Source organism: Mucilaginibacter paludis DSM 18603, assembly GCF_000166195.2.
Taxonomy (GTDB): Bacteria; Bacteroidota; Bacteroidia; order Sphingobacteriales; family Sphingobacteriaceae; genus Mucilaginibacter; species Mucilaginibacter paludis.
Genome location: NZ_CM001403.1, coordinates 3,119,929 through 3,133,938, shown reverse-complemented (window position 1 = coordinate 3,133,938; position 14,010 = coordinate 3,119,929). Strand labels below are relative to the sequence as shown.

The following is a 14,010-nucleotide window of genomic DNA, read 5'->3' as shown; positions in this document are numbered from 1 at the left end:
CCCATTAAACGCATTAAAATATTTAAGTGCTGATTAAATAATGGGAGGTGGTGTAAGGAAAAAAAATGCTAATCCAGAAAACATTAGACCCATTTTTTACTCAGGGATCCGGACTTTTTGCTCCGGACTAATCGCAGTAAATTTTGATATAGAATAATCCGGGCGGGGTAGTTAAGCATTATTGATTATTCTTCAGCATCATCCACGCGGGCATCTTTTTAAAAATGTAAATCCAATACCTGCCAATACAAGCATACCGCCCAATATCTCGCGGATGTTTACAGCTTCGCCTAATATCCACCAGGCTAACAAACCCGTAGCCACGGTTTGGCTGAGCAACGCAATAGATACCTGGGTAGAATCGATATGCCTGATGGCGTAGTTGATGGTGATCCAGCCGAGCAGCTGGCAAAGCAGGCCCAGGCCAATGAGCAACAACCAGGTACGTGCCGAAAAGCCTGTTAAGGCGGCATGGCTGCCCAGGCTAAGCAGGCCTAAAAACAAAGCGGCAGCCAGCATATTGTAAAACATAAACACCAGCGTATCCACCCTTTGCAATATACCCCGGGTGGTGAGGATGTAAATAGCATAAAACACACTCGACATTGCAGCGAACAGTATTCCCGGATTGAGCCGAAGGCTCAAAAGGTTGCCGAGCCCTAAAAGTACAACCATGCCGCATAGCGCTATCAAAGCACCCAGCCAAAAACTGGCTCCAGGTTGTTTTTTATAAAGCACCAAGGTTAACAAACCCACCCATAGCGGCGTAAGGTTGGCTATCAGGGTGGCAATAGTTGCGGTTGATTGCTGGATGGCCATATTCCACGAAGCAATATCCAGCGCGAATACCAGGCCCGCCACGGTGGCTATCAACAGATCTTTTTTACCAATGCGCAGGTTTTTTGCCAGCAAACAGTATGGTGCCAAAAACAGCCAGGCAAACAGCAGCCTGTAAAAAGCAGCGGGTATTGCGGCCAAAGGCATTAGCTTGATAAATATCGGCGAAAACGCGATACAGATAATACCTATGGCCAGGCTTGTTTTGGGATTCATATCAATGAAATTGGCCCCGCAAACATATGAATGATAAGCCGACTGCAAAACATCAACTATTAAAATGCAAAGCAAACATGGCCGATACCTAAATAATTGTAATTTTGCTACTTAATAAATATAGATTACAATGAGTAAAAGAACTAAAATTAAGGCACTGTTAACCGGCGAACAAACCGGTATGGAGGTAACTGTTATGGGGTGGGTACGCGCATTCCGTCAAAACCGTTTTATAGCTTTAAATGATGGTTCTACCAATAATAACATCCAAATTGTAGTTGATTTTGAAAATACCGACCCTGCCTTACTAAAACGGATTACCGTTGGTGCGGCCATTAGTGTAAGCGGGATACTCAGCGAATCTTTAGGCCAGGGCCAAAAGGTGGAAATACCCGCATCGGTGATCGAAGTATTGGGCGACTGCGACCCCGAGAAATATCCGCTGCAATTAAAAAACCGACCAAGTTTGGAGTACCTGCGCGAGATAGCACACCTGCGTTTCCGTACCAATACCTTTGGTTCGGTATTCCGCCTGCGTAATGCCTTATCATTCGCGGTACATCGTTTTTTCCAGGAACGCGGTTTTGTTTACCTACATACGCCTGTGATTACCGCTTCGGATGCTGAAGGGGCCGGCGAAACCTTCCGGGTAACTACTTTAGACCCTGCCAAGCCACCACTTACGGAAAGCGGGGAGATTGACTTTAAGCAGGATTTTTTTGGCAAGGCTACCAACTTAACCGTATCAGGCCAGTTAGAGGGCGAGCTTGGCGCGATGGCGCTGAGCGATATTTATACCTTCGGCCCTACCTTCCGCGCCGAAAACTCCAATACTACCCGCCACCTGGCCGAGTTTTGGATGATTGAGCCCGAGATGGCTTTTTGCGATCTGGCCGAGAATATGGATACTGCCGAGGCGCTGTTAAAATACGTAATCAGCTATGCTTTAGAGCATAACCGCGAGGATATTGAATTTTTAAGTCAGCGTTTGCTGGAAGAAGAAAAATCGAAACCGCAGCAGGAACGTTCGGAGATGAACCTGGTTGAGAAGCTTCAGTTTTGTCTGGATAATGATTTTGAGCGCTTAACTTATACCGAGGCGATTGAGATATTGAGGAACTCACCTCACAACAAAAAGAAGAAATTCCAATACCTGGTGGAGGGCTGGGGAACCGACCTGCAAAGCGAGCACGAGCGCTACCTGGTTGAAAAACATTTTAAAAAGCCGGTGATATTAACCGACTACCCTAAAGAGATCAAAGCTTTTTACATGCGCCAGAACGACGACGGTAAAACGGTACGCGCCATGGATATCCTTTTCCCCGGTATTGGCGAGATTGTAGGCGGATCGCAAAGGGAAGAGCGCCTTGACAAGCTGGAACAACGGATGGACGAAATGGGCATCCCTAAGGATGAGCTTTGGTGGTATTTGGATACCCGCCGCTTTGGCGCCTGCCAGCATGCCGGTTTTGGTTTGGGCTTTGAGCGTTTGGTGTTGTTTGTGACCGGTATGGGCAATATCAGGGATGTGATCCCTTTCCCGAGGGCACCTAAAACAGCGGAATTTTGACCACTGATTTTTAGATGATTTTTTTGATTACACTGATTTTTTGAGCGCATTTTATGCGCTCATTTTTTTTGATGTGGGGCAGGGTAGGTTGTTGTTACATAATTGGATGATATTTAAAGATTTAAGTATTTGTAGCCATTGATTATAAACAATTTTCGTTTTATTTTTCAGAAGCTTTGGTCTCTTTCCCCGGGGGGCAGCTAAAACGGGAATTCGACCACTGATTTTGAATGTTTTTTGATTGCACTGATTTTTTGAGATCCATAGTGTCATGTCAAGATGAAATTGTTGGATAAAGGCATTTGAGTTTAATTCTTGCATCGTCATTTGTAAATTTCCAGTTAATGATAGCTTCTTTATTATTCCTGTGTATTTGCCAGGCCAATAGTTCTTTTTGCATCTTTTGGATATTGTCAATTCTCCCCATCAAAACATTTAACTCTATTTCAGGCATATTCAACCACCTGCCATTTTTGGGGGTATAAACAAATTCAAGATTGTCTCTTATGCGTTTGGCTTCTTTCGGCTCAAAGACCCTCATACAACGCAGCTGGTTTATGTGTGCCCAGGTTATTTTTGTGGCTTCCCCGTACCATTCGTCGGCTATTTAACTCGTTTTTTTACCACCTTTCTTATCGTTTCATAGGAAATATCTTCAACATATTTCGACTCTACCATTTTATCAGCCAATAGCCGTAGCGACCATTTTGAAAAACTTTCTGAGGCTTTCCCACAACTTATGCTATTAAATGTGCCTCGGCTTCACCGTCTATTTTTTTAGCTTTTGTTTTGATTATCGGTTTGCGGTCCAGGCAAGCTTCAAAACCGTCTTCGACAAAACGTTGCTTAACCCGATCTATCATCCGCATGCTTACTTTTAACACACGGCTAACTTCTTCGTTGATGATCTTTTCCCCAAGTCCACTTTCATCGCAATTCAATAAAATATAAGCATTGCGATATTGTTGGGCTGTGTGAGAACCCTTACTGATTATTGCAGTTAGCTATCCCCGTTCTGCTTCTGTTAAGGTTGCCTTATACTTTATCATATCCGTTTTGGATGATAAAGGATAATATTATACGACGATATCAAATTGACGTGACCCTATTTGCATAATCCGTTTCAAAATGTATAAATTGTGATGCTAAAGCAATTATCTGATTTTGAAAGTATTTCCGGAGAACATAAAATTTAAATATAGTTGGCGAAAATATCAGCAGCGCGTTCTGGACGGGCTTGATCAACACTTAAAAAATAATCATCTCCATGTTATTGCTCCACCCGGTTCCGGTAAAACCGTGTTGGGCATAGAAGTTGCCATCAGGATTAATCAGCCTACCCTGATTTTGGCGCCCACAATCGCCATCAGAAACCAATGGATCCAAAAACTTTGTGACCTGTTTCTACAAACCGGGATGGTTCCTGATTGGGTTTCGCGCGATATACGCCATCCCGAGTTCTTAACAATAGTAACTTATCAGGGGCTGCATGCTGCCTGTAACGATCTGAAAGTTGAAGAAAGTGAAACGGATATTGAAGAAGAAATTACGGAAAACGAAATTGGCGATTCATCCAATTACAACCTGGAAAACATTATAGCAGGGCTGAAAGAAAAACAAATCAAAACTATTGTGGTTGATGAAGCACATCATTTAAAAAATGAATGGTGGCAAACACTTATTAAAATTAAGAATAGCATTAAACCGGTTATTATCGGCTTAACGGCAACTCCTCCTTATGATGTTACGCCAAATGAGTGGCAAAGGTATCTTGAATTGAACGGACCGATTGACGTTGAAATTTCTGTACCTGAATTGATTATTGAAGGCGACTTGTGCCCACATCAGGACTATGTTTATTTATCGCATCCGACAGAGAATGAATTTCAGCAGATAGCGCAGTTTAGAGAAGGAATTGAACTGCTTTTCGAAGAAATAAAGAACGACGAAACCTTAAGCAGAGCGATCGAAAGCCATCCGGCTTGGATTAATCCCGGAGAAAATTTAGAGTGGATTTACAACAACCTTTCATCTTATTCTGCCTGTTTGATTTTTTTAAATACAATGGGAAGAATAATTCCGGAAACGCAAATTGAAATTATAGGCGACGCAACAATTGAGATACCGGATTTTGATTATAGTTGGGCCGAGATTTTGTTGGCATTTTATTTACTGAAGGAGAAAACCCATTTTAGAGCCTTTGAAGAGCATCAAAAAAATATTGAGAATAAGTTGCGAAGATTTGGTGCCATCGACAAACGCCAGATTAGTTTTTCACAAAATAAGCGAATTACCAGTGCATTAACATCAAGCATTAGTAAGTTAAACAGCATTAAACAAATAGTTGATTTTGAACATCAACAACTTGGGCAAACGCTCCGCCTTGTAATCTTAACGGATTTTATCCGAAATGAGTTTTACGCCGACAAACTTGAAAACACGTTCGAACTGAATAAAATTGGTGTCATCACCATTTTTGAAAAATTACGCCGCGAAAATAGTGACGCTATCAAAATTGGCGTTTTAACAGGTTCTGTAGTCATTATTCCACAAACTGCATTCAATCTGTTTCACGAAAGGGCAGAGCATTGTGGCTTAAGCAATATTAAACATACGCCGGTTCCGTTTGATGGTGATTATATCCTGATAGAAGAGTGTGAGCAACTGAAAAATGACATCGTTAATATGATTACTGAAGTGTTTCAACAAGGTGAAATACAGGTATTGATAGGCACAAAATCATTATTAGGCGAAGGCTGGGACGCTCCTGCCATTAACTCTTTGATTTTAGCAAGCTTTGTTGGCTCATTTGTGCTCTCCAATCAGATGCGCGGAAGGGCCATCAGAACTCAAAATGGCAATTTAAATAAAACGGGCAATATTTGGCATCTGTGCTGTATCGACCCAACATCTGCTACTGGTGGAGAAGATTTTGATATGCTCAAAAGAAGATTCAAAAGCTTTGTCGGTATCTCAGTAAAAGACGACTTTGTGATTGAAAATGGCATTGGCAGACTAAATATTTCCGGTGGCCTGCAACGGAAAGAAAACATTGCCAGTAAGAATGCCGAAACCATCCAATATGCCGGCAATAGACAAGCGCTGAAAGATTACTGGAGAAAAGCTTTGGAGAATGGTGTGAATTTAACGGAAGAGATTAAAATACCATTTGGAGAAAATCGGGAGTATAGGGCGGCCAAAAGCCTTTATCTTAACAAGACTATTGCGAATTTATTAACTGCGCTGGGCTTCGGTTTTTTAGAATATGTTTTTGAAATGCTACAATCTCTTTCCAAGAATGCCAGGTATATGAAAACGCTTGACGACTTGTATATTTATCTTACAATATTTGTTGTTATTGGCATTCTGATTTTTGGCCGTTTGGCATTTAAAGCATTCAGGCTGTACATTAAATACCGGGACATTTCAAAAGATATACAACAAATTGGAAACGCGTTGCTATACACGATGATCAATGCGAAAGTGATCAGAACCAATCCCCAGGAACTAAATGTAGAGGCATCTGTTGATGATTACGGCTCGGTTTATTGCCATCTGGACGGAGGGACGGCCTTTGAAAGATCAGCGTTTATCGGCATGCTGCAAGAGATAATCGAACCCATTGACAATCCAAGGTATGTGATCATCAGGAAAAACCTATTGATGTATTTTATCAAACAACGCGATTTTCATTCGGTGCCCGAAATTATCGGTCGCAACAAAACCCTTGCTCTTTATTTTGAGCAGGAATGGGCAAATCATGTTGGGCCATGTGAACTAATTTTTACACGGACGATTGAAGGACGGCAACTATTATTAAAGTCGCGGATTAAATCATTGGCCTCGCAGTTAGATAACAATGCAGAGCGGATTAGTAAGTGGAAGTAACCTACATCCCCGCTTCTACTTCACCAACCTCTCCGCCCTGAAAACATTATCGGCAGATTGCAGAATTTTAGCTTTTAGCTTCGGATTATAATTAGGGTTGTTAGCTAAAAACTGCCGGATAGTTGCCGCTGCCGACGGGGATTGGTACCAGTTAAACGTAGACTGCAACCAGCTTTGCGGAAAAAATATATCACCGGTGAGTTGTATCTCTGCTAACAAATTAAGGCTTTGCGGCAAATATTTCTCGGAGGCTTCGGTACGTAAAGGATGGTGCAGGTACGAAAGTGCTGTTGTTACCCAGGCTTCTTTACTTCGGTTTTTAGCTTCTTTTAACGTCTCGAAAAAGGAATCGCGCTCGGCTACGTTATTGGATAAGGCCGGCATTAAAAACTGCAAGCGCAATTTCCTGTCGGGATTTTGTATCCGGGCAAGCTGTTCATTTAATATCTCCTGGTAACCGGCATAATTACGGATAGCCAGCGTGGTTGCTAAACCAATATAATCATCTTCGGTTAACTTGATATCGGCGGGTTCCTGCTTTTTTTTCCATATTTCAAAAAGCCTGTCTTGCGCGGTTGGGGTCAGCGCTATACTGCTGTAGGTTTTAAAGAGCTGCTTTTTTACATTGGCGGTATTGGCCTGTTGCATCGCCTGCCATAAAGCGCTTTCAATACCGGGCGCCTGGCCGTTCCATTGGGCTCGTGGTGTAAAGCGCCAAAAGGCCGAGCTGAGCTGATCGAGTAAAATATTGATGTTCAATTCTTCAGTTTCCTTTAGTAGCGCATCCTCGTCAAATTTTAATAAACCAGCCGGGGATATGGCCAATCCGTTAAGCATATTTTCGTAGAGGTTGATATAGGCCGAGGCACGGCTGAGCGAACTTTTAAGCAACGGCAAACCATCAATCGATTTTTTATCTACCGGAAATACGCCGTAACCTTCGCCGCTGGAGTTAAATAAAACAGCTGCAGGAGCCGGTTTTCCCTGTGCTATTTTGAGGTTCACACTTGCCTGGTTCATGTTAACCGGCAGCACTTCCATATGGTCGGCATAAACCAGGGTTATTTCAAAATACTGGGGCCACACGCGGTTGCTGCCATCCTCGCCTTTCTGATTAATTACCAGGCTGGCTATTTTTTGCCCGCTGGTTTTAAGCTGATAGCTAAACAGCGGCCTGCCAGGTTGGTTTACCCAAACCTTGTTCCATGCTTGCAGATCTACCGGTGTACGGGCATCAAGTATAGCAATCAAGTCGGGCCAGGATGCGTTACCGTAAGCATACTTTTTAAGATATTCGCGCAGGCCATCCTTAAAAGCTTCGGGGCCCATCAGGCGTTCCAATTGGCGCATCATAATAGGCGCTTTGTGGTAAATAATATTACCGTACATGGAGCCCGCATCCTGTAAGTTATCCAGTTGTTGACGGATCGGGTTAGCACCGGTTGTGCGGTCAACACCATAGGCGGCGGGATAATGGTCGGTTAAAAATTTAAGGTCGTAATTATTGTTTTTCAGGGTGATGTTGCCAATCTTATCTGCCATAAAGTTGGCAAACACCTCTTTCATCCATACATCGTTAAACCAGCGCATGGTTACCAGATCGCCAAACCACATGTGCGCCGTCTCGTGCGAAAGTAAGTTAGACCGGGCAATCAACTGATCCTGTGGCGCACTTTCGTCTAAAAACAAGGTAGATGCTTTATACTGAATGGCACCTACGTGCTCCATACCACCGTATTGAAAATCGGGAATACCGATACAATCAAACTTTTGAAACGGATACTTGATCTGGGTATAGCTCTCCATAAACTGAATAGCGTCAGCCTGGATATTAAAAACCGGGTTAATGCTGCTTTTTAGTTTCGCAGTATCGGTTTCGCGGTAGTAAAAGTTGATGTCGCGGCCCTTTACCTGTTGTTGCGTGTGGAAAAACTTACCGCCCACAAACGAGAACAAGTAAGTACTGATTTTATCTGAAGGCGAAAAACGGTACGTTTTGCTGCCGTTCGCTTCCGTTACCGAATCCTTTAAGGGGCCGTTGGCTACCGCTTGCCAGCCACCCGGAACGTTTAAAGTTAATTTGAAAGTGGCTTTCAGGTCTGGTTGATCAAAGCACGGAAAAACCGTACGGGTACGATCTGGCACCAAAAGTGTGTATAAAAAATCGTTGTTACGGTTTAATGACGAACTACCCGCCATAAAAGCCACATGGATTTGATTGGTCCCTTTGCTAAGGTATTGTGCCGCGATAATTAAATGCTCATTACTATGGCTAACCGGTATCTGTTTTCCGTTTACGGTAACCTGTTGTATACGGTCGGCTTTTTGCTTAAAATCTATTTGTAAGCCACCGGATACATCGCTTAGCTTAAACTGCAGATCTTCCGAGGCGGGGATCAGTTCGCTCTTATCCGCCGGAATAGTAAATTTTAATGCATAGCTAACCTCGCTCAAAACCTGGGCCCGGTAAACAGCAAGAGCCGACGAAACCCCGTTTTGTACCGGGATGATGGTATCAGGCTTGCTTTGTTGCGCATAATTTAACAGCGGGAAAAGCACAAGTAACGCACTTATTTTAGATAACTTCATTTGTAAAGCCAAAATAGCGGTTTAAAGGGAAATAGTGAATCTTTTTTTGGCGACAGTGCAGAAACGAGCCATGATCCCACTGGTAGTGTTAAGTCACGAGTACTTAGTCCGGAGTCTTGAGTCAAAATTCGGCATTCCTAATTGATCATTAATAACTTTAGCTCAACGATATCCGACATTTATCGTTGACACGACAGTAGCACATTCATCCGGCTGGCCGAATTGCCGCCTTCCATTACTTCGGCAGAAACAATTTCAGGCAGCCACCATCGTAGCCCCAATTTAAATTCAATTTCACTACCCATATATTTTACAATCTTAGTCGTACATGTTTTTTCTCAAGTACCCCAGCCAGCCAAACCATCAGGAAGGCAAATATGAGGCATTTGATGAGTCCGCCGGTACCGTGGGTTAAAAAATCGGGGTAACCTATATCGGTCATTTGGTACAAGGGGTAAAATAAAAAGGGTAGCAAGTAGCAGGTTAAAGTGCTGGTTCCGGCGGGTTTAATGGCATCGAACCAGCCAGTTTTGCCTTTCATATCCATCAGGAACATAAATGCCCCATAGGCTATGATATTGATAGCGGTACAGATCATCACCCAGGATGGGGTATCGTTAGCCTTTGAAATACCTCCGCTGAAAAACCGGACTATAAAGCCCATATTGAACAGGATGATAGACAGCAGGAACAGCGCCACCCAGATAAGCTTGGGCTGCCGGTTATGGGTAAAGCGGTTATACAGCACAGAAATAACCAGCCCCGAAGCCGTAAACGCCTGCATGGCCCCATTACCGGCCAAGCCGATATAATTTTGTGTGCCGTTTAAAAAGTTAAGCCAGCCGAAATGAAAGTCGAGGTTAAAGAGCAGGAAAAAGATCCATGCGGCAACCAATACATACAGTTCGCCATCCGAGTAAAGGTAAATAAGCGCGCACATCAGGTAGGCCCAGCCTATAAGCCCTAATATACCCCACCATGTAAAGTGCAGCCAGGTGGGCGCTTCGGCGGTACCACCTTTATACAGTGCGCACATCACAATCAACAATATAAAACCTGCGCCGCGTAAACTATAGCTCAGCAGGCGCGGGGTATGTTTAGGATAATCTATCCATATTAAAAAGAAACTAAGCGTGATCTGGATCTCCCACCAGGGCTGGGCTATTACGGCAGTGTCGCTGTAGGTTTCCATATTGGCGTGGATAAAGCCGATGAAGATGAGCGCTAAAGCACGCATAACGATATATGCAGCTATTTTGGTTTTGCTATCGCCGCGGCTGATGCGGCTTTGGATGGCATGAGGTATGGAAAGGCCTACGATAAACAAGAAAGCAGGGAAAACAATATCGGCTAAACCCAGGCCATCCGTTCGTTCGCCTGCATGTTTAATCCATTCTGGCACCCCGGGAACGCCGTCAATGTCGTTCACAAAAATCATGAGAAACATGGTAACGGCTCTGAAAATATCAATGGAGTGAACGCGATTTATAAATTTTGAACTCATTAGTTAACTTTAATATACTATTTGAGGCAATTGTTTTAACTAATATGCAAGAACGACGAAAAAGTCAGTATAGTGCCGAAGAAAACAACTTAATAGTGAAGATTTTTTTAAGGGTAGGCTGTTTTTTTTTAATTTGACAGGTAGGCGAAGACAGATGATCCACTCCTCACAAGCATGCAAAGGCGCAAATAAGTGGCCGAAAATCAATAATATAGTGGGAAGCAAAAGCCTAACTGCGGCTACAACGCCATCAACTTAGGAATGGCTTGCTATAAAAATGGCAATGTGCTCACGCAAAGGCACAAAATGCTAACCATGAGGATAAAACACTTTGTACCTCTCCGTGAAAAAATCTATTTAACGTAATGGCATTATTTCAGGCCCGGTAAAAATCTAATCCCTGTCTCTGCTCAATTTGGCGTATACCAAAGTATTTTCTTGTAACTCGGCTGATTCCCTGCGGTGTTTTACAATATGAATAGCAGAAAACAAAGCCTCACGGAAAGAAATTTCGGATGCTTTGTTTTTTCCGGCAATATCGTAGGCCGTGCCATGGTCTGGCGAGGTACGCACAATGTTAAGGCCAGCGGTAAAATTAACACCGTTCTCAAAAGCTATTTGTTTAAAAGGAATCAGGCCCTGATCGTGATACATGGCCAATACGGCATCAAACTTTAAATAAGAGCCATTGGCAAAAAAGCCGTCGGCAGCATAAGGGCCCATAGCGAGTATGCCCAGGGCTTGGGCCTCATTAATGGCAGGGGTAATAACGTTCTGCTCTTCAGATCCAATCAGGCCGTTATCGCCGGCGTGCGGGTTAAGGCCCAATACGGCTATCTTGGGTTTTCGTATCCAGAAATCTTTTTTCAGGCTCTCGTTCATCAGCTTAAGCTTAGAAACAATGCCATTGATATTAATCTTCTGAGCAATTTCGCCTACGGGGATATGGCCGGTAACCACGCCAACCTTTAAATCGTCACTTACTAAAAACATCAACGAATCCTGGCCGCCTGCGCGTTCCTGTAAATATTCGGTATGGCCGGCAAAATTAAAGCTGTCGCTTTGGATATTGTGCTTATTAATGGGCGCGGTAACCAGGGCATCAATACTGCCTGCAACCAAATCGGTAACGGCTTTCTCTAACGACAGGAAAGCATATTTACCACCGTTTGCGGTTGATTGGCCCAGTTCTATCTTAACATCCTCTTCCCAGCAATTAATCAGGTTGGCGCGTTTGGGGTTAACCTGGTCGGGCGCGGCCACCACGTTGAAGCTAAAATCACTCAGGTTTAAGGCCTTGCGGTGAAAAGATGCTACCTTGGTATGGCCGTAAACGATGGGAGTGCAATAATCTAATATTTTAGGATCAGAAAGCGTTTTAATAATCACCTCAAGTCCTATCCCGTTTACGTCGCCTATGCTGATACCTATTTTTAATTTCTCGCTCATGTTGTTTATGATATATAGATGATTTCACTATTGTATTGTGATTTCACCGATTATATTTAATTATGATTTCACCGATTGCGTTGTGATTTCATCAATGATTTGTACGCTGTATTTGGCATAGCCGTAACCTCTCCAAAATACAAATAAAACATTTTTATGCCCATTATCTGAACAAAGCACAAATATGACGTTATTTGCGTTAAGTTTAAAAATTAATAATGAGCATCGTAAGGGCGAAAAAACATCTTGGTCAGCACTTTTTAACAGACAAAAACATTGCCGAAAAGATTGTGAACAGCCTTAAACTGCATGGTAACTACACACAGGTGCTGGAAGTTGGGCCTGGAATGGGCATCCTGTCGGACTTTTTGCTCCAAAAAACCGATTACCAAACCTACCTGATCGATATCGATACGGAGAGCTACCAATTTCTTCAGAAAAAATACCCGCAACTGGGCAGCCGGTTAATCAATGCCGATTTTTTGGAGATGGATTTCGGCAAAACCTTTACCAGCCCTTTTGCCATCATCGGCAATTTCCCTTATAACATATCTTCACAAATTTTATTTAAGGTGCTGGATAACCGCCAGCAGGTTTTAGAGGTTGTGGGCATGTTTCAGAAAGAGGTAGCCGAACGCTGCTCGGCTAAGCCCGGCAGTAAGGAGTATGGCATCCTCAGCGTATTTTTGCAGGCCTATTATAAAGTTGAATATTTATTTACCGTAAAGGCCGGTGTTTTTAACCCGCCGCCTAAGGTACTTTCGGCTGTGATCCGTTTAACGCGGAATGATACACCAGAGCTTAACTGCGACGAGAAACTTTTTTGGCAACTGGTGAAAGCCGGGTTTAACCAGCGCCGCAAAACATTAAGAAACGCCATATCATCGGTAATACCCAAAGAAAAAATAACCGACGACCCTTTGCTTGATCTCCGCGCCGAGCGATTAAGTGTGGCTGATTTTGTTACGCTAACCAACAAGGTGAGCGCCGAAAGATAAAGACCGTTTCAAAGTTTTCTTTTAAAAGCTTTTTTTTTGTTGAGCACCATCTAAAATTTGAATACCGCTTCGATATACTGAGGTCCCTTTAAATTCGCTTTTTTTTGCAGAAGCTTTAAGGTGCTGATTGCAGAATTATTACCATAAAACCGAACAAAGTATAGCTGCATTTTTTTAAATGCCGTATCGGGTTTAAAGTTGACGGCACTATCGCCCACGGTATAGGTACCGGGTTGCTCCTGTTGAAAATCTTTCATAGTAGTATCGGCAGGCATACTGTAAACCGGGAACAGACTTTGCCAGGCATCGCGCGTAAGCGTATCCTTTTTAAGTTGCTGCAATGCAGCGTAATCTAAGCCGCGGATGTAAACACTTTGAGAATCTTTACTCAGGTGGATGGTAAATGGATTAGGCGGCGTTGCCGATGGGCTATTACAGGCGGCGCAACCTAACAGAAAAAAACAAAGGTAAAGCCACCGCATATAATAAAAGCTTTTACTAAAATTGTAGTCTCAAATATACAACCATGAAATTTATACTCGAAATATTATTAACCGGGCTGGCCATTGTAATTGCTGCCCATATTTTACCCGGCGTACATGTTAACGGCTATTTTACTGCAGTAGTTGCCGGCATTTTACTGGCCTTAGTAAATGCCACTATTGGTTTGGTATTACGCGTATTAACCTTTCCGCTTAACTTTTTAACACTCGGGCTAATATCGTTTATTATCAGCGTATGTATGGTATTACTGGTGAGCCACCTGTTAGATGGCTTTTACGTAAGGGGCTTTTTTAGTGCAGCACTATTCGCCATTGTGTTAGCGGTATTGAAAATGCTTTTCCATACGGTGGAGAAAAATTAGTTGGATTGGTTTGGAGTCGGGAGCACTGAGTCTTGAGTCAAGAGTCAAAAAATAATGAGTTAGTTCTGAGTCTTGAGTCGTCAGCCACGAGTCA

The 14,010-nt window shown here is 43.1% G+C and carries 10 protein-coding genes and 1 pseudogene; 4 read left to right on the top strand and 7 right to left on the bottom strand.

Annotated elements, in window-relative coordinates:
* Positions 1 to 198 precede the first annotated feature (198 nt).
* Entirely contained in the window at positions 199 to 1,053 is an 855-nt protein-coding gene (locus tag MUCPA_RS13155) for a DMT family transporter (RefSeq protein WP_040627450.1), read from the bottom strand.
* Between the two features lie 130 nt (positions 1,054 to 1,183).
* Here MUCPA_RS13155 and asnS point away from each other — a divergent pair, with 130 nt between their 5' ends.
* Complete coding sequence (gene asnS / locus MUCPA_RS13150; protein WP_008506963.1) at positions 1,184 to 2,623, top strand: asparagine--tRNA ligase; 1,440 nt, start codon at positions 1,184 to 1,186, stop codon at positions 2,621 to 2,623.
* A gap of 274 nt (positions 2,624 to 2,897) precedes the next feature.
* On the opposite strand, the pseudogene MUCPA_RS37005 reads toward asnS, so the two are convergent.
* Positions 2,898 to 3,618, bottom strand: a pseudogene (locus MUCPA_RS37005) (helix-turn-helix domain-containing protein).
* A gap of 169 nt (positions 3,619 to 3,787) precedes the next feature.
* On the opposite strand from MUCPA_RS37005, the gene MUCPA_RS13130 reads away from it, so the two are divergent.
* The gene (locus MUCPA_RS13130; RefSeq protein WP_008506961.1) at positions 3,788 to 6,511 is read left to right on the top strand and encodes a DEAD/DEAH box helicase family protein; all 2,724 of its coding nucleotides are present in this window, start codon (positions 3,788 to 3,790) and stop codon (positions 6,509 to 6,511) included.
* A 15-nt stretch (positions 6,512 to 6,526) separates the two neighbouring features.
* Here MUCPA_RS13130 and MUCPA_RS13125 read toward each other — a convergent pair whose 3' ends face one another.
* The 4 genes from MUCPA_RS13125 to pdxA all read right to left on the bottom strand — a co-directional run bounded on the left by MUCPA_RS13125 (position 6,527) and on the right by pdxA (position 12,053).
* A complete protein-coding gene (locus MUCPA_RS13125; protein WP_008506959.1) occupies positions 6,527 to 9,100 on the bottom strand; it encodes a M1 family metallopeptidase in 2,574 nt (857 codons plus the stop codon).
* A 179-nt stretch (positions 9,101 to 9,279) separates the two neighbouring features.
* Positions 9,280 to 9,405: a hypothetical protein gene (locus MUCPA_RS39230; RefSeq protein WP_008506957.1), complete on the bottom strand. Its 126-nt coding sequence runs from the start codon at positions 9,403 to 9,405 to the stop codon at positions 9,280 to 9,282.
* A 5-nt stretch (positions 9,406 to 9,410) separates the two neighbouring features.
* Complete coding sequence (locus tag MUCPA_RS13120; RefSeq protein ID WP_008506955.1) at positions 9,411 to 10,604, bottom strand: DUF5009 domain-containing protein; 1,194 nt, start codon at positions 10,602 to 10,604, stop codon at positions 9,411 to 9,413.
* A gap of 393 nt (positions 10,605 to 10,997) precedes the next feature.
* Positions 10,998 to 12,053: a 4-hydroxythreonine-4-phosphate dehydrogenase PdxA gene (gene pdxA / locus MUCPA_RS13115; protein ID WP_008506952.1), complete on the bottom strand. Its 1,056-nt coding sequence runs from the start codon at positions 12,051 to 12,053 to the stop codon at positions 10,998 to 11,000.
* 218 nt (positions 12,054 to 12,271) lie between these two features.
* Here pdxA and rsmA point away from each other — a divergent pair, with 218 nt between their 5' ends.
* Positions 12,272 to 13,051 (top strand): 16S rRNA (adenine(1518)-N(6)/adenine(1519)-N(6))-dimethyltransferase RsmA, encoded by a 780-nt coding sequence (gene rsmA, locus MUCPA_RS13110; RefSeq protein WP_008506950.1) that lies wholly within the window; start codon positions 12,272 to 12,274, stop codon positions 13,049 to 13,051.
* Positions 13,052 to 13,101: 50 nt separating this feature from the next.
* Here rsmA and MUCPA_RS13105 read toward each other — a convergent pair whose 3' ends face one another.
* On the bottom strand, positions 13,102 to 13,533 hold the full coding sequence (locus MUCPA_RS13105; protein ID WP_008506948.1) for a hypothetical protein: 432 nt from the start codon (positions 13,531 to 13,533) through the stop codon (positions 13,102 to 13,104).
* 44 nt (positions 13,534 to 13,577) lie between these two features.
* Between MUCPA_RS13105 and MUCPA_RS13100 the strand changes: the two genes are divergently transcribed.
* A complete protein-coding gene (locus MUCPA_RS13100; RefSeq protein WP_008506946.1) occupies positions 13,578 to 13,916 on the top strand; it encodes a phage holin family protein in 339 nt (112 codons plus the stop codon).
* Positions 13,917 to 14,010 lie beyond the last annotated feature (94 nt).

Coding starts and splice junctions, on each gene's coding strand:
- MUCPA_RS13155 (WP_040627450.1), bottom strand. CDS start 1,053: ATGAATCCCAAAACAAGCCTGGCCATAGGTATTATCTGTATCGCGTTT.
- asnS (WP_008506963.1), top strand. CDS start 1,184: ATGAGTAAAAGAACTAAAATTAAGGCACTGTTAACCGGCGAACAAACC.
- MUCPA_RS13125 (WP_008506959.1), bottom strand. CDS start 9,100: ATGAAGTTATCTAAAATAAGTGCGTTACTTGTGCTTTTCCCGCTGTTA.
- MUCPA_RS39230 (WP_008506957.1), bottom strand. CDS start 9,405: ATGGGTAGTGAAATTGAATTTAAATTGGGGCTACGATGGTGGCTGCCT.
- MUCPA_RS13120 (WP_008506955.1), bottom strand. CDS start 10,604: ATGAGTTCAAAATTTATAAATCGCGTTCACTCCATTGATATTTTCAGA.
- pdxA (WP_008506952.1), bottom strand. CDS start 12,053: ATGAGCGAGAAATTAAAAATAGGTATCAGCATAGGCGACGTAAACGGG.
- rsmA (WP_008506950.1), top strand. CDS start 12,272: ATGAGCATCGTAAGGGCGAAAAAACATCTTGGTCAGCACTTTTTAACA.
- MUCPA_RS13105 (WP_008506948.1), bottom strand. CDS start 13,533: ATGCGGTGGCTTTACCTTTGTTTTTTTCTGTTAGGTTGCGCCGCCTGT.
- MUCPA_RS13100 (WP_008506946.1), top strand. CDS start 13,578: ATGAAATTTATACTCGAAATATTATTAACCGGGCTGGCCATTGTAATT.